This window comes from Streptomyces sp. B6B3, from assembly GCF_039871525.1.
Taxonomy (GTDB): domain Bacteria; phylum Actinomycetota; class Actinomycetes; order Streptomycetales; family Streptomycetaceae; genus Streptomyces.
Genome location: NZ_JBDPLU010000017.1, coordinates 136,701 through 155,149 on the forward strand (window position 1 = coordinate 136,701; position 18,449 = coordinate 155,149).

Consider the following 18,449-nt stretch of genomic DNA (forward strand, 5'->3'; position numbering starts at 1 on the left):
ACCAACGACGCACCCGCGCTCGGGTGTCGTGGCAGAACGACGGCCACGGGTGCTCGGGGAGCATGTGGGAGCGCGCGAGTCGCCTCCGAGGCGCTGGGAGGTCACTCACCGGTGCGGCACGACCGCCGGCGGACCTCGCAGTGATGCCGCACGTGGGTGACCGGCCCGATACGCGCGCCGATCCGCGCGTCGCGCAACCGCCGGCACACCGGCGGCACGGTCCAGCAACGGGCGTCGTCCGCCGCGGCGAGCACGGCACTGGGCACGCCGGTGATCCGCTTCGCGGAGACCGTGAGACCGGGGTGTCGGCCGACAGGCCGGCCGCGACCTCCCGCGGGATGCGCTCGACCCAGTGCCGGACCGTCGCCCGTTCCCGCGCCGACACCGACAGGCCCGACGGGGTCCGGCCCACCGAGCCAACCGGCCCGAGCGGGTGCGCGCGTCTCGTACGGGCGACGGCGGAGGGTATCCCATGGTCCGCCCCCGGCACGTGTGTTTCGACGATCGACCGCCCCGTTCTGGTGGTTCCTCACCGAGTCCCGGTGGGCGCACGGCTCCGCGTGTCAGCGTCGGCGGCGATGGATCAGTCAGCAGTCCAGACCCGCGCTCCGACCGGCGTCGTCACGCTCAAGCCGCTCGGCTGCCAGGGCGACCCGATCGACTGGGATCCCATCGCCTCCTCCGGCGCCATGAGCGCCTTCTGCGGCATCGTCGCGGGCTTCGTCTTCGCCGGCATCGTGACGGTGATCGGAGTGCGCAATCCCCCTGGTGGCGACGGCCACGGGGCCCGCGGTCTGCGGCTGTTACTGCCCTGCTTCACCGGGCTCGCCACGGCCTCCTACCTGTACGCCGTCATCGCCGGCGAACGCGTCTGCTCACGCGCCAACACCGAGGCCGTGCTCGCCGGCGCCATCCTCGGGGCGGACACCGTCGTGGTCATCGCCGCGCTCGCGTGGCTGCTGCGGGCCTACGAACGGGACACGCACGGAGAGGTGCGCTTCTTCCGCGGGCTGGTCCACTTCACGGCGCAATTCGCCGCGTTCATACTGACCGGGTCGTCCATGATCTTCGTCCACGCGATCCTGGGGAGCCGGGTCTCTCCGTGGGCCGACGCCACGATGTCCGCGAGCGGCGCCGCGCTGATGGCGGTGCTCCTGCGCTGCTGGTGGAGAGCGCCGCCCACGCCCCCACCGCCCTGGGCCTCGGACCACTGGCTCCACGAGGTCTTCTACGCCCGGCGAGTCACGACGTGCACCTGGACGAGCCTGAGCATGACCGGCCTGCTGGCCCTGGGCGCCGGGGTCGCCTCCAGCGTCCCCCACGGAACGTGGGGTTCCCCGGCCCCCTGGCTGGTGTACGCCTGCGGACAGATCGCACTGATGGCGGCCGGCGCCATTCTCATCACCGCCGTCCGCGCCGTGCCCACCGAGGTGCCGGACCCGACCGCGAGACCGGTCTGGTAGCGAGCGAGGCGAGCCCTCATAAGCGGAACGCGGGCCCGCGCGGCGTGGGCGCGGGCAGGCAAGCGGGCTGTCCCCGAAAGGGGACGGCCCGGATCTGGTCTCACGGCTCCGGCGCCAGCAGCGCCGTGAGCGCCGCCGCCGGGTTCTCGTCGGGGGCTCCCTCCGGCCACCAGGCGTCCTCGGCCGTCTCCGGGGTGCCGGGCTCCGCCGCGTACGGATACCAGTGGCCGTTTCGGCCGAAGCGGAGTTGGACGCCGCGGGCTTCGTCCGTGAGCCGGTTGGCTCGTGGGCGCAGGCGGGGGAGGCCGGCGGCGGCCAGCGCCGGGCGGGCGCGGTCGAAGGGTCCCGCGGGCGGGTTCCAGGAGTCTTCCAGGACCGACAGGGCCTCGGCGCCGCCCTGGTGCCAGGCCGCGACCGCGCGGGTCAGGGCCTTCGGGGTGCGGCCGGTGGCGGCGGCCGCGCGGGCGTACCACGCCCGGGTCGATCGCGTGAGACCCGCGGTGGGAGCCCCCGCCGCCAGGCGGACCACGTCGGACCAGAGGTCCGGTGGCGGCATCGGGGCTCCCCCGGCGCGCAGGGCCGCGTGGGCGCGCTTCGCCGCGTCCGCGGCCAGCAGTTCCAGGGAGGTGACCTCCAGTGCGACCGCCGCGGGTGCGTCCGGCAACGCCGGGGCCGGGCCGGGGTGGTCGGGTAGCGGGAGCGGGGGCGGAAGCCGGGGCAGGAGCCCGCGGCTCAGCACCTCGCGGGCGGGCGTGGTCCGCATGCGCCGCGACTCCCGCGTCGTCCGCGCCGCGTTCCGCATCCGGAACTCCTCCAGGAGCTCCGACTCCCCTCGCCCGCGCATCAGCAGCAGGACGAACGGGTCCGCGTCCAGCAGCCGCGCCGCCTGGTAGCACAACGCGGCCGCGTGTTTGCACGGGTGGCCGCGGTCCGGACAGGAACAGTGCGGAACCAGGTCGTCGGCGCCGGGAAGCAGCGGCACCCCCGCCCGCGTGGCGGAATCCGCCAGGGTCCGCGACATCTCCTTGTCCAGCAACGCCGCCATATGGTCCGGCTCGGCCTCCACCGTGGCCAGCAGGAGATCCCACTGCGCGTCCGTGAGTGTGCGTAGCCGTGCCTCGACGCGGTAGGGGCGCGGGCGGCTGCCCTGCACCAGTGCCGCGACCCGGCCCGGCGTCACGGTCACGTCCAGCACATGGCCGGCGCGAGCGTACGTGCGGCCCCGCGCGAGGCGTCCGGCGTCCATCGACGTCCGCTCCAGCGCCGCCAGCCACGCCTCGCCCCACCACGTGTCCGCGAACGGCTCGCGCGAACCGGGTGGACGGGCGGCGAAGGCGGGGAAGGTACGGCGGCGGTCGTCGCTGGGGACGCGCACCGGCTCCCGGCTCACGGCTCGCTCCGCAGCGTCACCAGCCGGGTCAGGTCCGCGTCCGACAGCTCCGTCAGGGCGGTCTCCGTGCCCTGTGCGCCCAGGATGGCGTCGGCCAGGGCGCGTTTCGCCAGGAGCAGTTCGTCGATGCGGTCCTCCACGGTGCCCTCGGTGATCAGCCGGTGGACCTGCACCGGCTGTGTCTGGCCGATGCGATAGGCCCGGTCCGTGGCCTGCTCCTCCACCGCCGGGTTCCACCAGCGGTCGTAGTGAACGACGTGGGCGGCGCGCGTGAGGTTCAGGCCCGTGCCCCCCGCCTTGAGGGACAGCAGGAACACCGGGACCTCGCCCGACTGGAAGTGGTCGACCATCTCGTCCCGCGCCCGCACCGGCGTCCCGCCGTGGAGGAACCGGACGCGGACCCCGCGCGCCGCCAGGTGGCGCTCCAGGAGCCGGGCCATCGTCACGTACTGGGTGAAGACCAGTGTGGCGCCGCCCTCCGACAGGATGGTGTCGAGCAGCTCGTCCAGGAGCTCCAGCTTGCCCGAGCGGCCGGGCAGCACGGCGTTCTCCTCGCGCAGGAACTGCGCCGGGTGGTTGCAGATCTGCTTCAGGGACGTCAACAGCTTCATCACCAGGCCGCGCCGGGTCATCGCACCGTCCGCCGTCGCGATCTCCTCCAGCGCCTCGCGTACCACCGCCTCGTACAGCACCGCCTGCTCCCGTGTGAGCGCGACCGGGTGATCGGTCTCGGTCTTCGGAGGCAGCTCCGGGGCGATGCCGGGGTCGGACTTGCGGCGGCGCAGCACGAAGGGGCGGATCAGGCGCGCGAGCCGCTCGGCGGCCTCCGGGGCGCCCTCGGACTCGATGGCGCGGGCGTGTCGGGCACGGAAGTTCTTCAGGTCGCCGAGGAGGCCCGGGGTGGTCCAGTCGAGGATGGCCCACAGGTCGGAGAGGTTGTTCTCGACGGGAGTGCCGGTGAGGGCGATGCGGGCGCGGCACGGGAGGGTGCGCAGCGCCCTGGCGGCCGCGGCGTGCGGGTTCTTGACGTGTTGGGCCTCGTCGGCGACCACCATGCCCCAGTCCACGGCGCCCAGTTGGGACGCGCTGGTACGCAGCGTGCCGTACGTGGTGAGGACGATGCCGGGGCGGGCGGCGTCCAGGGAACGGCCCGCGCCGTGGTAGCGGTGCGCCGGAACGCCGGGAGCGAAGCGTTCGATCTCGCGCTGCCAGTTGCCGAGCAGGGAGGCGGGGCACACCACCAGGGTCGGCCCGGCGGGCTGCCGGCGCAGGTGGAGGGCGATGACGGTGATCGTCTTGCCGAGGCCCATGTCGTCGGCGAGGCAGCCGCCCAGACCGACTGAGGTCACCCGGTCGAGCCAGGCCAGGCCGCGGAGTTGGTAGTCGCGGAGGGTGGCGGCCAGTTCCGGCGGCTGGGCGACGGGTGGCGCCACGTCCGAGAGCCTTCCGCGCAGTTCGGCCAGCGTGCCCACCGGGCGCACCGGCACCGACTCGCCGTCCACCTCCGCCTCGCCGGTGAGCGCCACGGCGAGCGCCTGGGCCGGATCGAGGTAGCCCAACGCGCGCTTGCGGGCCTTGCGCACCAGCTCGGGATCGACCACCACCCACTGGTCGCGCAGCCGCACCAGGGGGCGCCGGGCCTCGGCCAGCTCGTCCATCTCCCGCTCGGTCAGCGGCAGTCCGCCCAGTGACACCTGCCAGCGGAACTCCAGCAGCCGTTCGGCGTCGAAGGAACCCGTCTCGTTCGACGCCGTGCCGGGCGCGGGGCGCAGCACCGCCTGTGCCGTGAGGTCGCGCAGCAGCGTCCTGGGCCAGTGCAGCCTGACGCCGGCGGCATCCAGACGGCGGCCCGCGGGGCCGAGGAGCTCGGCCAGTTCGCCGTCCTCCAGGACGAAGGTGTCCGGCACCGACCGTTCCAGCAGGCGCGCCAGCGGCGGCCACACCCGGGCCGCGCGGCGCAGCGCCAGCACGGTGTCGACGCGGGCGCGCGGTCCGAAACCGGCACGCGCCGAGCCGTCCCACAGGGCGCGGACGTCGGCGAGCAGCGTCGGGTCAGCCAGGCTGTGCACCTGTACGGCGACGGCGGCGGGGCGGGCGTCCGGCTCGTACAGCTCGTGCGCCGCCAGGTGCAGCCGCAGCGAGATCCGCACGCCCGCGTCGGCGCCCGCCGCTACCTCGGCCGCCCAGCCCGCCGCTGCCGGCAGGTGCTGGGGTTCGACGGCCGCGTACGCCTCCGCGCCGGCGGCGGCCGGGGCGCCGGGGGTACGCGGAAGGGTGTCGGCGACGGCGTCGAGGAACTCGCGGAGCAGCACCTCCGCGTCCGGCAACCGCGGCGGCGTGCTCTCGACGGGCACCGCGCGCGCCTCGTACGGCATCGCGGCCGCGATGGCGCGCAGGTGGGCCACGTCCTCGGCGTCGAACGGTCCGGCGCGCCAGGCGTCGTGGCCGGAGTCGGTGAGACCGGGGAGCAGTCGGCCCCGGGCGACCAGGTGCAGCGCGTGCTCCGCGGCGGCACCCCAACAGGCGGCAGCCGGGTGCACGGCGCCGTCGTGCCGCGCCGCCACGAGGAACGGCAGGGCCTCGGCGACGGTGCACAACCGGGCCGGGACCGTGATCCTGCGGACGCCGCGCCCATGGGCGCGCACCACCTCCAGCTCGGCGTCCGCGTCCGGAGGCGGATCGCCCTGCGACGACCAGAGGGCGAACCGACCCTGGCGAGGCGGGCTTCCCGGCAGGAAGACGACGGGGCCGCGCACCACGTCCCACCTGCCGAGTTCCGTCACCCGGCCGAGTGTACGGACCGCGTCGGAGGGTTCAGGCGAGCATGACGACCACGAGGGCCGCACGTCGGCTCTGGTGCCGAGCGAAGTCCGCGACAGAATCCTCGAACAAACTCGTTCTCATGACTTATTAGCCGCCCCCTCGGCACTTATAGGCTTTGGCTCGAAATCAAGTTCGAGACCGGTTCCCGCTGGTCCTCCCGGTCCTCCCGCGGAGGTCTCGCGACCGGCCCCGGCGAGGCGTAGCACCGCCGAGGGGCTGTCTCCGAGGAAGGGTCGAGGTTGTCATGCCGAACTCACGTTCCGGGCCGAGGCGGAGAAGGTTCCTCACCGCCACCGGAGTCGCCGCCGCCACCGTCAGCGGCATGCCGCTGCTGTCCGGCTGCGGCGGCGAGGGGAGCGGCGGCGGAGAGGGGCGGGTCTCCCAGGACGAGCTCAGCTCCATCCTGCCCACGTACCGGGCGTCGGACAGCGGCGTGGAGCCGGACATCCCGGCCCCCGAAGGAGCCAGCCCCGGCTTCACCCGGTGGATCCCGGAGGAGGAACTGGGCGTCACCGTGCCGGAACCCCGCAGCAGCGGGCGGTTCTCGGCGATGACGCCGCTGTGGGGCACCGCGCCGTCGGCGGGCAACCCGTTCTGGAACACGATGGACGAGGCCATCGGTGCCCGGATGCGCTGGCAGACCCAGGACGGCGAGTCCTACAGCGAGAAGCTCGGCGCCACCCTGGCCGGCAGCGAGAACCCGACCTGGTGTGCATTCCCTCCTGGGAGATGGCCGGACAGATACCGCAGGCCATCGCCAACCGCTTCGCCGACCTCGGCCCGTACCTCTCCGGCGACAAGGCACTCGACTACCCGAACCTCGCCGCCATCCCCACCGTGGCCTGGGAGGCGTCGGTCTTCGGCGGGGCCCTGCGCGGCCTGCCCATGCCGCAGCCCATCCCCGGCGACATCGTCCCCTACTACCGGCAGGACATCTTCGACGCCAACGGCTGGACCCCGCCGGGCAACGCCCGGGACTTCCACGACTTCTGCGTCGACGTCACCTCTCCCCGCAACCGCGTGTGGGCCTCCGAGAACATGAAGTGGCTCGCCTCGAAGATGTTCGGGGTGCTGCCCGACCAGCCCTCCTACTGGAGGCAGGAGAACGGCGGGCTGGTGCACAAGCTGGAGACCGAGGAGTACGTGGAGGCCCTGGAGTGGGCCCGCACCCTCTACACGGCCGAGGTGATCCACCCCGACGCGGTCGCCGTCGCGGGCGACCCCGCGACGCGCTTCACCGCCGGTGAGTCGCTGATGTGGTTCACCGGAGACGGGTCGTGGTAGGGCACCACCGCCGAACAGCGGGCCGGCAACCCCGACTTCCACATGAACGGCTTCGACTACTTCGCCCACGACGGCGGCGATCCGGTGCTGTGGTCCCGGAACGGCGCCAGCATCTGGACGTTCGTCAACAAGAACCTGTCCGAGGACCGGATCCGCGCGGCCCTGGAGGTCGCCAGCTTCACCGCCGCGCCGTACGGCACCGTCGAGCAGCGGCTGCAGCAGTACGGCATCGAGGGCACCCACTACACCATGGAGAACGGGCTGCCCGTCCGCACCGAGCAGGGCAACCGGGACGTCGTCGCGGAGACCTACGTCTTCATCTGCTCGGCCGCGGACGTCATCGCCTACCCCGACCTGCCGCAGGTGGTGGAGGACTACACCTCCTGGCAGCAGCGGAACCTGCCCTTCTACCAGGAACCGCTGTTCTCCGGCCTCCAGATCCAGGAGCCGGCCCGGCTGGCCAATCTCGGCGACCCCTTCGAGGACCTGGAGGACGACATCGTGCGCGGCCGCCAGTCGATCCGGGACTTCCGCAACGCCGTGGACGAGTGGCGCCGCAACGGCGGCGACGAACTGCGCGACTGGTACCAGCGGTTGCTCGACGAGGGCCAGGGGGGCGGGAACGCCTGAGCCCGCGCCGGCCGGCGCGGGCTCGTTCCCGGCCCCGGACGGGCCGCCCGCTCAGCGGGACGGCGGCTCCCACGCGAAGCCGTCCGGGTCGGTGAACGGCCCGGCGTCGCTGCCGAGCGCGAGCCGGTGCGATCCGGTGCCGTCGGGCGAGACGCCGGCGACCTTGGCGAGGCCACGGCGCCGGTAGAGCGCCAGCTTGACGGGGCTCGACGGCGCGGCGAACATGACGTACCTGCTGCCGTAGCTCTTCTCCACGGCGAAGCCGCGGTCGACGTAGAAGCGCTTGCTGGCGGCCACGTCCGCGACGCCCAGTTGGAGCACGAGCTCGTCGATCCGGCGGGTGTCAGGACCGGTGTTCTTCTTCGTCGAGGACGCGACCGTGCAGATGGTCCCGTCCGGGGCTCGTACGACGCCGCCGTAGCCCCAGAGCGACTTGGCGGCCGGCTTCAGCGTCGTGGCGCCCGCGTCGACGGCGGCGCCGACGAGCCCGTCGACGGTGGCGGGCTGGGACACGACGAGCGACAGCGTGAAGCCGCGGAAGCCGGTGGTCGGCGTCTCCGAGGCCCGCGAGCGCACCTCGTCGCCCAGGCCGAAGGCGGTCGTGTAGAAGCGTTCGGCGGCCGTGGGGTCGGCCGCTTCGACGGTGACGAACTCGATGGAAGCCATGACCGTCACGCTAGGGCGACTCGGGGGTCCACGCTTCTCGAATCCTGACCGGTCCGGTCGCGGCCGACCGGGCGGTGCCCCTGACAGTATTCAGGGACCGTCCGGCCCGAACGAGAGGACACCGATGACCTACTCCTCGTCCATCCGCGGACCGGGCTCGTCGCGCCCCGGGCGCCGTGCCGGAGTGCGCGCGCCAGGGGGCGGTCGCGACGCCGGGAGCGTGGCCGTATGTCCGTGACCCAGCTCGTCGCGCTCGGCGGCGTCGTCCTGCTCGCCGCGATGGCACCGGGCCCCGACTTCGCGATCGTCACCCGCAACGCGATGGTCTCCGGCCGGCGGGCCGGAATGGCGTGCGGTGCCGGGATCGCCGTCGGCGTCCTCACCTGGGCGGTGGTCACCGCGATGGGCGTCGCCGGCCTGCTGGCCGCGTCCGCCGTCGCGTTCACCGTGGTCAAGCTCGTCGGCGCCGGCTACCTGGTGCTGCTCGGCATCCGCGCGCTGCTGGCCACCCGCCGCGGCGACTACGCCGAGGAGCAGGACGTCCCCGGCGCCCGCGCGACCGGCGCTCTCGCCGCGTTCCGCCAGGGCGTGGTGACCAACCTGCTCAATCCCAAGGTGGCGGTCTTCTTCGTCGCGCTGCTCCCCCAGTACCTGCCCACCTCGGCGACCGTCGTCGACCACCTGCTGCTCGCCGGGGTGGCCGCGAGCGTCACGCTGACCTGGTTCACCGTGCTGGCGGTGGTGGTCGGCGCGCTGCGCCGCCTGCTCACCTCGAAACGGGTCCGCCGCACCCTGGACGCGGCGATGGGCACCCTGCTCGTGGGCCTCGGGATCCGGATCGCCACCACCTGACCGGCGAAGGCCGTCGGCGAGGCGCGGCGCTCGGCCGCGCCCGCCGGGCGGCGGGTGAACGGCCGTTCGAACCGGGTGTACTATTCCGCGTGGGATAGTACATATGGGCCGACCAACGGACGGCCATCGATCCCGGGAGCACGCGATCCGGACCCTCACCCCTCTCGCCGTGGCCTGTCTGGCTGTTCTCGTCGAGCGACCGATGCACCCCTACGAGCTGTTCTCGCTGCTCAGGGAGCGACACGCGGACAGCATCGTGAAGGTCAACCCCGGCTCGCTCTACCACACGGTCGAGCGGCTGGCACGCCACGGGCTGGCGGAGCCGGTCGCCACCGAACGGGCGGGCAACCGGCCCGAGCGGACCACGTACGCCATCACGCCGGCCGGTCGCGCGGCGCTCGTGGCGAGCGTCAGCGACATGCTCGGCGCGCCGGTCAACGAGTACCCGCAGTTCCCCCTGGCCCTCGGCGAGGCGCACAACCTGCCGCGCGAGCAGGTGATCGGCCACCTCGAGGACCGGGCGGAGCGTCTGGAGGCGATGCTCCGCGAGGCGGACGCGCTGATCGACGAGGTCAGCGAGGCCGGCGTGCCCGAGGCGTACTGGTTCGTCGTCGACTACCGGCGCACCGTCCAGACCGCCGAACTCGCCTGGATCCGCTCCCTCACAGCCAGACTGCACAGCAAGGAGTTCCCGTGGCCTCTGGAGACCACCACACGGCCGTGAAGGGCGCGGCCGTGAGCCCATGGCCCGCACTGTGGGCGCTGGTCCTCGGCTTCTTCATGATCCTCGTCGACTCGACCATCGTGTCGGTCGCGATGCCGGCGATCATGGAAGACCTGGACGCCAACGTCAACTCCGTGGTCTGGGTGACGAGCGCGTACCTGCTGGCGTACGCCGTCCCGCTGCTGGTGACCGGCCGACTCGGCGACCGGTTCGGCCCGAAGAACCTCTACCTCACCGGGCTCGCCCTCTTCACGTGCACGTCGCTGTGGTGCGGGCTCACCGGCAGCATCGAGCAGCTCATCACCGCCCGCATCTTCCAGGGCCTGGGCGCGGCGCTGATGACGCCGCAGACCATGGCGGTGATCACCCGGACGTTCCCCGCGAACCAGCGCGGCCGCGCGATGAGCCTGTGGGGTGCCGTCGCCGGGATCGCCACGCTCGTCGGCCCTCTTCTGGGCGGCACCCTGGTCGACTCGCTGGGCTGGGAGTGGATCTTCTTCATCAACGTGCCGGTGGGCGTGGTCGGCTTCTTCCTCGCCCTGCGGCTGGTACCCGCGCTGGACACCCACCGGCACCGCTTCGACCTGCTCGGCGTGGTGCTCAGCGGCGTCGGCATGTTCCTGCTCGTCTTCGGCATCCAGGAGGGGCAGACCTACGACTGGGGCACCATCAGCGGCCCGGTCTCGGTGTGGAGCCTGATCGTCGCCGGCGTCGTCGTGCTCGCCGGCTTCCTGTACTGGCAGGCGCGCAACTCCGGCGAACCGCTCATCCCGCTCAGCCTGTTCCGGGACCGCAACTTCAGCCTGGCCAACGCGGCCATCACCACGGTCGGCTTCGCCATCACCGCGATGTCGTTCCCGCTGATGCTGTGGGCCCAGATGGTGCGCGGCTACAGCCCGACGCAGGCGGCGCTGCTGCTGGTGCCGATGGCCCTCATCTCCGGCTGCCTGGCGCCGTGGGTCGGCAGGCTCACCGACCGGACGCACCCGAGCAGGCTGGCCGGGATAGGCCTCGCCGCCTTCCCCGTCGCGCTGGTCTGGCTGAGCCTGGTCGCCTCACCGGACGTGCCGATCTGGCAGGTCCTGCTGCCGATGGCGCTGCTCGGGGTGGCCAACGGGTTCATGTGGTCGCCGCTGGGCACGACGGCGACCCGCAACCTCCCGATGCACCGGGCGGGAGCGGGCGCCGGCGTCTACAACACCACGCGCCAGGTCGGGGCGGTGCTCGGCAGCGCCAGCATCTCGGCCCTGATGGAGAACCGGCTGGCCGCCCACCTCGGCGGCGGCGCGGCGGGGTCGGGGGGCGACGCCACCGAGGCCACCATGGCCGGCGGCGGCCACCTGCCGGAGGCGTTGCGCGACGGGTTCAGCGACGCGATGACGCAGGCACTGCTGCTGCCGGCCGGCGTGATCGTGGTCGGGCTGGTCGCGGCGCTCTGCTTCACCAGGCCGGCCGTGCTCGGCACCCCGGACGTCGGCACCACGAGCGCCAAGGACCGGGCGGCCGTACGGCCGTAACGACGAGAGCCGGCGAGAACAACCAGGCCAGCGCCAAGATATTCGCCCAGTTCAAGCGGACGACTCCGCCCGGCTCCTGACCGCGGCCCGACCGGCCACCGGCCGCACCGACGGGGGTCCGGAGAGACCTCCGGTGTTCACCTGAGGCGCCGCTCGCGTTTTCCGGGAGTTCTCCCGCAATTCTCATGTTCCTCTCAGACGCCGTTGTTTGGGTTGCCACCGGTACGTCAGACGGGGCTGAAGGAACAGGAGGTGCCCGAGGTGGTGCTGCGGCCCCCCAGAAGGCGCGTCGGGAGCAGGACGGGCGGATCCGGTGCGCCGGAGGTCAGCGCGTCGCGCGTGGCGCAGGCCGATGAGGCGGAACGGAGAACGCGGGAGGCGGCGGAGCCACCGCGGGTCGCCAGCCGTCTCCACGCGTTCAACCGGTACGAACTGAAGTACCTGGTTCCGGTGGAGGAAGCCCGGGACATCCGCGACGAGCTGGCCGAGCGGATGGATCGCGACGTGAACAGCCCGCCCGGTGGCTACGGGGTGTGGAGTCTGTACTACGACACCCCGCGGCTGCGCTTCTACTGGGAGAAGATCGAAGGGCTGAGGTTCCGGCGGAAGCTGCGCATCCGGCACTACGGCGACCTGGCGTCGGTGACCGACGACTCGCTGGTGTGCGTCGAGGTGAAGCAGCGGGTGAACCGGGTGACCCAGAAGCGGCGGATCGCGCTGCCGTACCGGTCGGCGCTCCGGCTGTGCGACGGGCGGGAGCTGATCGACCACTCCGCCGCGGAGCGACCGTTCGTACACGAGGTGCTGGAACTGATCGTCCGGCTGAACCTGTGCCCCACCGCGATCACCGGGTACCAGCGCGAGGCGCTGGTCGGACGCGACCAGGACACCGGGCTTCGGGTCACCTTCGACCGGCGCGTCCGTGGTCGGGACCGTGACTTTCACTTCGGCACCGCCACCCCGGAGAACCGGTTCATCGTTCCGCCGCACCTGGCGGTGATGGAGGTCAAGGTCAACGAGCGCACCCCCTACTGGGTCACCGACCTGGCCGCCCGGCGCAACCTCAGCCTGATCAGGGTGTCGAAGTACGTCCAGAGCATCGAGACGTTCGGCCGCGCGCCCCGGTCGGTCTTCCACGTCACCGGCGAGGACCTGCCCAGCGCCTCGCACACATCCCCCCATCCGTCCCGTGTCACCGGGACCCGCACGGAGGCACGAGTCTCGTGAATTTCGACGTCCAGGAGCTCAGCGGAACCTTCAGCGTCATGGACATCGTCCTGGCCATGGGGCTGTCGTTCGTGCTCAGCACGATGATCGGCTACGTCTACCGCGGCACCCACCGCAACATCTCCTACAGCCAGTCCTACGTGCAGACCCTCGTCATCATCGGCATGGTCATCGCGCTGATCATGCTCGTCGTGGGCTCCAACCTGGCGCGCGCGTTCTCCCTGGTCGGCGCGCTGTCGGTGATCCGGTTCCGGAACGCCATCAAGGAGACGAGGGACGTCGGGTTCGTCTTCCTCACCATGGGCATCGGCATGGCCTGCGGCGCCCGTTTCTACACGCTCGCCGCCGTCGCCGCCGCCGCGATCTGCCTGATCGTCGTGGTGATGCACCGCTTCAACTGGTTCCACCTGAACGTCCAGCGCCAGGTGGTGAAGGTACAGGTGCCGACGGGCGAGGACCACAGTCCGGCGATCCGCGACGTGCTGATCAGGTACACGACGGAGTTCGAGCTGGTCAGCACCGAGAGCATCCGCGGCGGCGCGTTGTCGGAGCTCTTCTACACGGTGCGGCTGAAGAAGGGCGCGGAACCGGGCGAGCTGGTCGCGGCGCTGCAGGAACGCACCTTCGGCCAGCGGGTGAGTGTGCTGACCGGATACGACCAGACCGATCTGTGATGGGCGAGGCGAGCGTCCGGCGCGTGCCGCGCGGACCACGGCTGAGGAACCGCCTGCCGGTGCGGCTGCGGCAGCACTGGAAGCCGGCCGCCACGTTCCTGGTGGGTCTGAGCATCCTGGTGGTCGTGTTCGGTGACTCCCGGGTGGCGCCCCTTGTCTTCAGCGCCTCGCAGGCCGAGGCCGACCAGATCACCGAGGACATCGAGGGGACAGTGGACTTGTACGACGCCTCGGAGGCGCACTCGGTCCGGCTGGACTACACCCAGGACGACTTCGACCGGATGATGGACGAGTTCCGCGAGGAGGGGACCAAGGACTTCATCCGGGCCGACCTCACGATCGACGGGACCGTCGTGGAGGACGTGGGGATCCGTCTGAAGGGCAACTCGACGCTGATGAGCCTGCGCGAGGGCGGCCTCGGCGGGATGCCGGGGGACGGGGACGGCCAACAGTTCCCCGGCGGCCAACCGCCCGGCGGCGGGGACGGCGAGCAGCAGGGTCCGGGCGGCGGCATGACGGTCTACGACCTGTCGCCCGACCGGCCGGAGGAACTGCCCTGGCTGGTCAGGATCGACGAGTACGTCGAGGGCCGCACCTACCAGGGGCACCGGGAGATCTCCCTGCGGCCGGGCAGCGACGCGGAGATTCCGCTGAACGAGGCCCTGTCGCTCCGTCTCACCGCCGACAGCGGCCAGCCGGCCGAGCCCTACAGCTTCGCCTCCGTGACGGTCAACGACCGCCCGACGGTGACGCGTCTGCTGGTGGAGAACCCCAGCACCGACTACGCCACCACGGAGCTCGGTGGCGACGGCGTGCTGTACCGGGCCCGCGCCGAGGGCAGCTTCGAGTACGTCGGGGACGATCCCACCGATTACCAGGACTCCTTCGAACAGCTGAACAAGGAGGGCAGCCAGGACCTCGGGCCGGTGATCCGCCTCATCAGATGGGCCAACCAGGCCAGCGACGAGGAGTTCGCCGACCACCTCGCCGACCACGTCGACGTCGAGTCCTTCGCCACCTACGTCGCCACGCAGAACCTGCTGCTGAACTCGGACGACATGGCGGGGCCGGGCCGGAACTACCTCCTCTGGTACGACCTGGACACCCAGAAGTTCAGCGTGCTCGGCTGGGACTACAACCTCTCCTTCGCCGGCGCGGCCGACACCGGCCCGGACGAGCAGGGCGGCATGGGCGGCATGGGCGGCGGCCAGCCGCCCGAGGACAACGCTCCCGGAGGGCAGCCGCCCGAGGGTGAGATGCCGGAAGGTTTCCCGGGAGGCGAAATGCCCGAGGGTGAGATGCCGGAGGGATTCCCGGGAGGCGAAATGCCCGAGGGCGAGATGCCCGAGGGTGAGATGCCGGAGGGTGAGGCACCCGAGGGCGGAATGATGGGCCACGTCCTCAAGGAGCGGTTCCTGGAGGAGGACGCCTTCACCGCCAGGTACCACTCGGCCTACGCGCGGCTGTACGAGCAGTTCTACGGCTCCGACCAGGCCCTCGACGCCCTGGAGGAGATCACCCGTCAGGTCGCCGAAGCCGGCGTGGACGCCGCCGCCCTCGACACGGCGGCGGAGAGCCTGCGCACCACGATCACCGACCGCACCCGGGCCCTCGCGGCCAACGATGTGGTCACCGGATGAAGCCCCGGGGAGGGGACGGGACGCCGCCGGATCCCACCCCTCCCCGGCCCACCCCCACGACAGAACGGACCATCCGAGCGCCATGGCTGACCGGTCGGGCCCGCACGCCCCCCGCCATGTCCTCATCGTCGAAGACGATCCGAGCATCCACGCCCTGCTGGTCTCCGCGCTGCGCGCGGCCGGTTACGCGGTCACCAGCGCCACCACCGGATCCGACGCGCTCGCCCGAGTCGGGGACGCCCACCCTGATCTGGTGGTCCTGGACGTCATGTTGCCCGACTTCACCGGCTTCGACGTGACCCGCCGGATGCGGGCCACGGGCGACTACACGCCCGTCCTCCTGCTGACCGCGCTCGGCGACCTCCCCGACCGGATCACGGGACTGAGCTCGGGTGGCGACGACTATGTCACCAAGCCGTTCCACGTCGAGGAGGTGCTGCTCCGGATCCGCGCCATCCTCCGGCGCGCCACCGTGGCCGCACGCGCCGCCGACGAGCCCGGTCCGGCCGACGACGGCGTGTTGCGCTACGCCGACCTGGAGGTCGACCTGATAGCCCACGAGGTCCACCGCGCCGGAACCCGCCTGCGGCTCTCCCCGACCGAGCTGCGGCTGCTGGTCTGCCTGCTCTCCCGGCCCAACCGGGTGCGGTCCAAGGTGGAGATCCTCCAGGAGGTCTGGCGCTACGACTTCGCCGGCGACACCAGGATCGTGGACACCTTCATCAAGTACCTGCGCAGGAAGATCGACCGGTTCCCCCCGCCGCTCATCCACACCGTCCGCGGCGTCGGCTACTGCCTGCGCCTCCCCCGCGACGACGTCGACTCCGCCTCGGCATGATGCGCGCGCTCGCCCGACTGCCTCGCCCCCGATCCCTGCGCGACCGCCTGATCCTGGGCGTCACCCTGCTGGCCCTCGCGGCGGTCCTCGCCTCCCAGACCGCGGGCCAGGCCGTCGTGAACTCCGTGCTGCTGGACCAGGTCGACCGGCAACTCGCCGTCTTCCACGTACCCTCCGAGCTCTACCGAGACGTCACCGACCCGGACGGGGTCCACGGCTCCGGACAGGGGCCCGGCCCCTTCCCCACCGACTTCCACGTCCGGTTCTACGACAGCGCCGGTCGGCTGGTGGACGAGGTGCTCGGGGAGGACCGCTCCCCCGGCCCTCAGTTGCCCGGGACGGCGAACCACCTGGACCTGCGCCCCGGGCACCCGGTGACGCTGCCCGCCACCGATGGCGAGGGTCGCTGGCGGGTGTTGCTCCAGGAGCCGGGCCCGGACGGCATGCTCGCCGTCGTGGCGCTGCCGCTGGACAACGTCGACGACGCCATCTCCACCCTGATGGTGGTCAACCTCGTGCTCTGCGCGATCGCCGTGGTCGGCCTGCTGCTGCTCGGCCACGCCGCGGTGCGTCTCGGTCTCCTCCCGCTGACCCGCGTGGAACGCACGGCGCGGCGCATTACCGCGGGCGACCTGGATCTCCGGCTACCCGACACCGACGACCGCACCGAGATCGGACGCCTCAGCCGAGTGCTGAACACCACGCTGGAGCGACTGCACGAGGCCCTCCGCCAGCGCCAGGCATCCGAGGAACGGCTGCGGCGCTTCGTCGCCGACGCCGGACACGAGCTGCGCACCCCGCTGACCGCCATCCAGGGGTTCGCGGAACTCACCGCCCGCGACGACCGGTTGCCGGAGCACGACCGGCGCGAGGCCAGCCGGCTGATCGCCCAGAACGCCGAGCGCATGAGCCTGCTCATCGACGACCTGACCCTGCTCGCCCGCCTCGACCGCGAACCCACCTACGCCCGCGAGCCCGTCGACCTGCTGTCCGTGGCCGCCGACGCGATCACCGCGACCGCGGTCCAACACGTCGACCGCCGGGTGGACCTCGCCCCGCTGTCCGAGAGTGACGGGGCCGAACTGGATCTCGTCGAGACCACGGGCGACCCGCACCGTCTTCGCCAGGTCGCCGTCAATCTCCTCACCAACGCCCTGGTCCACACCCCGCCGGCCACGCCGGTGCACGTCCGCGTGGGCACCACCGTCGCGAGCCCTCGCCGGGGCACCGACCGCCCCGGGCGCAGCAGTACGTCGCCCCCGCTCCTCCGCGGCGTCCCCATCCACGTCCTGGAGGTCACCGACGAGGGCCCCGGGCTCACGCCCGCCGACGCCGCACGCGTCTTCGAACGCTTCTACCGCGCCGGCCCGGCACATCCCGGGGAGGGAAGGAACAGCGGCCTGGGTCTGACCATCGCCGCGACCATCGCCCAGGCGCACGGTGGGCGTCTGGAGCTCGACGTCCACGACGGCTGTACCTTCCGCCTCGTCCTGCCCGCCGATCCTCATCCCGGGCCTGAGGGCCCGGGATGAGGAGGAGGCCGGGAGGGGGGTCTCGCGGACCGGGGGAGGTCAGCGGCAGCGGGTCGGGACCTGGAGCAGCGCGTTGGGTGTGTCGGTGGTCGGCACGCCGGTGAGCGTGTCGTCCACGGCCGCCCGGACGAGTTCCCGGCCCACCTCGCGCGGGGTGGCCCTGGGGTGGTCGCCGAGATAGAGCGCGGCCACTCCGGAGACGTGCGACGCGGCGACGTGGGTGCCGGTCATGGTGGACGTTCCGCCGCCCGGCGCGTCCGAGGTGATGTCCACGCCGGGAGCGTAGAGGTCCAGCCCCGCCCCGTGGTTGCTGAACGAGGCGACCTGGTCGGCGCAGTCGGAGGCGCCCACGGTGATGCCCTCGGCCACCCGTGCCGGGGAGGCGTTGGCGACGTCGTCGGAGTCGGCGCCGGCCTCCAGCGAGTAGGTGACCCCGGACGCGATGGAGGCCCGGACCGCCTCGTCGACCACGTCGCTCACCGGGAGGCCGATGACCCAGTTGACGACCGAGGGACCGGAGGCGTGCTCGGTGATCCAGTCGATCCCCTCCACGACACCGGCGATCGTTCCGCCGCCTTCCGCATTGAGCACCTTCACGGAGATGAGCTCGGCCTGCTTTGCGACACCGAATTCCGTGCCACCGATGATGCCGGCCATATGCGTGCCGTTTCCGTTGTCGTCACTCCCGTCCCCGCCGAAGGCGTCGAAGCCCGGCCTGGCGCGCGGGAAGAGATCGGGGTGGTCGTAGTCGATGCCGGTGTCGACCAGATAGACGTCGACGCCCCTCCCGGCGCGGTCCGGGTAGTCGTAGGAGCCGTCGAGGGGAAGCGCCGGCTGGTCGATCCGGTCCAGGCCGCAGGACGTCGAGCCCGCCTGGGTCGCCGCGGGTGACGGCACCCGTTCCACCCGGGTGTTCTGCTCCACCACCCGCACGGACGGGTCGCCGGCCAGGCGCCGCGCCTGTTCCGCGTCGGCCTCGACGAGGGCCCCGTTGAGCGCGCTGCCGTACCTCTCCAGCACGCGCACGCCGTACTCGTCGGCGATGTTCGGCCGGGCGCCCTCCTCGAACACCACGAGATAACTTCCGTTCACCGCCGCGGCGCTTCCGGAGTTCACGACGCGACCGAACTCCTCGGCGTGTACCGGGGTGGCGGACGTGCCCACGACCAACAGAGCGCCCACCGAAATA

General features: G+C 72.2%; 16 protein-coding genes. 11 read left to right on the forward strand and 5 right to left on the reverse strand.

Annotated features, from left to right (window positions below):
* Nucleotides 1-101: 101 nt before the first annotated feature.
* Nucleotides 102-266, reverse strand: a complete 165-nt coding sequence (locus tag ABGB06_RS29140; protein WP_347594786.1) for a hypothetical protein — start codon at nt 264-266, stop codon at nt 102-104.
* 312 nt (nt 267-578) lie between these two features.
* Here ABGB06_RS29140 and ABGB06_RS29145 point away from each other — a divergent pair, with 312 nt between their 5' ends.
* Nucleotides 579-1,463, forward strand: coding sequence for a hypothetical protein (locus tag ABGB06_RS29145; RefSeq protein ID WP_347594788.1), 885 nt, complete (start codon nt 579-581; stop codon nt 1,461-1,463).
* 100 nt (nt 1,464-1,563) lie between these two features.
* On the opposite strand, the gene ABGB06_RS29150 is transcribed toward ABGB06_RS29145, so the two are convergent.
* Nucleotides 1,564-2,853: an SWIM zinc finger family protein gene (locus ABGB06_RS29150; RefSeq protein WP_347594790.1), complete on the reverse strand. Its 1,290-nt coding sequence runs from the start codon at nt 2,851-2,853 to the stop codon at nt 1,564-1,566.
* Nucleotides 2,850-5,636: a DEAD/DEAH box helicase gene (locus tag ABGB06_RS29155; protein WP_347594793.1), complete on the reverse strand. Its 2,787-nt coding sequence runs from the start codon at nt 5,634-5,636 to the stop codon at nt 2,850-2,852. Before ABGB06_RS29155 ends, ABGB06_RS29150 begins: the two co-directional genes overlap by 4 nt.
* A 769-nt stretch (nt 5,637-6,405) precedes the next feature.
* Here ABGB06_RS29155 and ABGB06_RS29160 point away from each other — a divergent pair.
* Nucleotides 6,406-6,960: a hypothetical protein gene (locus ABGB06_RS29160; protein ID WP_347594795.1), complete on the forward strand. Its 555-nt coding sequence runs from the start codon at nt 6,406-6,408 to the stop codon at nt 6,958-6,960.
* Nucleotides 6,961-7,002: 42 nt separating this feature from the next.
* Nucleotides 7,003-7,590, forward strand: coding sequence for a hypothetical protein (locus tag ABGB06_RS29165; protein ID WP_347594797.1), 588 nt, complete (start codon nt 7,003-7,005; stop codon nt 7,588-7,590).
* Nucleotides 7,591-7,641: 51 nt separating this feature from the next.
* Here ABGB06_RS29165 and ABGB06_RS29170 read toward each other — a convergent pair whose 3' ends face one another.
* Complete coding sequence (locus ABGB06_RS29170; protein ID WP_347594799.1) at nt 7,642-8,256, reverse strand: glyoxalase; 615 nt, start codon at nt 8,254-8,256, stop codon at nt 7,642-7,644.
* A 228-nt stretch (nt 8,257-8,484) separates the two neighbouring features.
* On the opposite strand from ABGB06_RS29170, the gene ABGB06_RS29175 reads away from it, so the two are divergent.
* The 8 genes from ABGB06_RS29175 (at nt 8,485) to ABGB06_RS29210 (ending at nt 17,260) form a co-directional block, all read left to right on the forward strand.
* Nucleotides 8,485-9,108 carry a LysE family translocator gene (locus ABGB06_RS29175; protein WP_347594801.1) on the forward strand — a complete coding sequence of 208 codons (624 nt, stop codon included), beginning with the start codon at nt 8,485-8,487 and terminating at the stop codon, nt 9,106-9,108.
* A 103-nt stretch (nt 9,109-9,211) separates the two neighbouring features.
* A complete protein-coding gene (locus ABGB06_RS29180) occupies nt 9,212-9,832 on the forward strand; it encodes a PadR family transcriptional regulator (RefSeq protein ID WP_347594803.1) in 621 nt (206 codons plus the stop codon).
* Nucleotides 9,802-11,349, forward strand: coding sequence for a DHA2 family efflux MFS transporter permease subunit (locus ABGB06_RS29185; RefSeq protein WP_347594805.1), 1,548 nt, complete (start codon nt 9,802-9,804; stop codon nt 11,347-11,349). The genes ABGB06_RS29180 and ABGB06_RS29185 overlap by 31 nt, the downstream gene beginning before the upstream one ends.
* Before the next feature lie 339 nt (nt 11,350-11,688).
* Nucleotides 11,689-12,576 carry a polyphosphate polymerase domain-containing protein gene (locus ABGB06_RS29190; protein WP_347594807.1) on the forward strand — a complete coding sequence of 296 codons (888 nt, stop codon included), beginning with the start codon at nt 11,689-11,691 and terminating at the stop codon, nt 12,574-12,576.
* Complete coding sequence (locus tag ABGB06_RS29195; RefSeq protein WP_347594809.1) at nt 12,573-13,250, forward strand: DUF4956 domain-containing protein; 678 nt, start codon at nt 12,573-12,575, stop codon at nt 13,248-13,250. The genes ABGB06_RS29190 and ABGB06_RS29195 overlap by 4 nt, the downstream gene beginning before the upstream one ends.
* Nucleotides 13,250-14,890, forward strand: a complete 1,641-nt coding sequence (locus tag ABGB06_RS29200) for a CotH kinase family protein (protein WP_347594811.1) — start codon at nt 13,250-13,252, stop codon at nt 14,888-14,890. Before ABGB06_RS29195 ends, ABGB06_RS29200 begins: the two co-directional genes overlap by 1 nt.
* Before the next feature lie 82 nt (nt 14,891-14,972).
* Nucleotides 14,973-15,728 (forward strand): response regulator transcription factor, encoded by a 756-nt coding sequence (locus ABGB06_RS29205; RefSeq protein ID WP_347594813.1) that lies wholly within the window; start codon nt 14,973-14,975, stop codon nt 15,726-15,728.
* Nucleotides 15,728-17,260, forward strand: coding sequence for a HAMP domain-containing sensor histidine kinase (locus ABGB06_RS29210; RefSeq protein WP_347594877.1), 1,533 nt, complete (start codon nt 15,728-15,730; stop codon nt 17,258-17,260). Before ABGB06_RS29205 ends, ABGB06_RS29210 begins: the two co-directional genes overlap by 1 nt.
* A gap of 39 nt (nt 17,261-17,299) precedes the next feature.
* On the opposite strand, the gene ABGB06_RS29215 is transcribed toward ABGB06_RS29210, so the two are convergent.
* Nucleotides 17,300-18,442, reverse strand: coding sequence for a S8 family serine peptidase (locus ABGB06_RS29215; RefSeq protein ID WP_347594815.1), 1,143 nt, complete (start codon nt 18,440-18,442; stop codon nt 17,300-17,302).
* Nucleotides 18,443-18,449 lie beyond the last annotated feature (7 nt).

Bases quoted from the DNA above. Each gene is read 5' to 3' on its own strand.
- ABGB06_RS29145 (WP_347594788.1), top strand. From the start codon at position 579: ATGGATCAGTCAGCAGTCCAGACCCGCGCTCCGACCGGCGTCGTCACG.
- ABGB06_RS29160 (WP_347594795.1), top strand. From the start codon at position 6,406: ATGGCCGGACAGATACCGCAGGCCATCGCCAACCGCTTCGCCGACCTC.
- ABGB06_RS29165 (WP_347594797.1), top strand. From the start codon at position 7,003: ATGAACGGCTTCGACTACTTCGCCCACGACGGCGGCGATCCGGTGCTG.
- ABGB06_RS29170 (WP_347594799.1), bottom strand. From the start codon at position 8,256: ATGGCTTCCATCGAGTTCGTCACCGTCGAAGCGGCCGACCCCACGGCC.
- ABGB06_RS29175 (WP_347594801.1), top strand. From the start codon at position 8,485: ATGTCCGTGACCCAGCTCGTCGCGCTCGGCGGCGTCGTCCTGCTCGCC.
- ABGB06_RS29180 (WP_347594803.1), top strand. From the start codon at position 9,212: ATGGGCCGACCAACGGACGGCCATCGATCCCGGGAGCACGCGATCCGG.
- ABGB06_RS29200 (WP_347594811.1), top strand. From the start codon at position 13,250: ATGGGCGAGGCGAGCGTCCGGCGCGTGCCGCGCGGACCACGGCTGAGG.
- ABGB06_RS29205 (WP_347594813.1), top strand. From the start codon at position 14,973: ATGGCTGACCGGTCGGGCCCGCACGCCCCCCGCCATGTCCTCATCGTC.
- ABGB06_RS29210 (WP_347594877.1), top strand. From the start codon at position 15,728: ATGCGCGCGCTCGCCCGACTGCCTCGCCCCCGATCCCTGCGCGACCGC.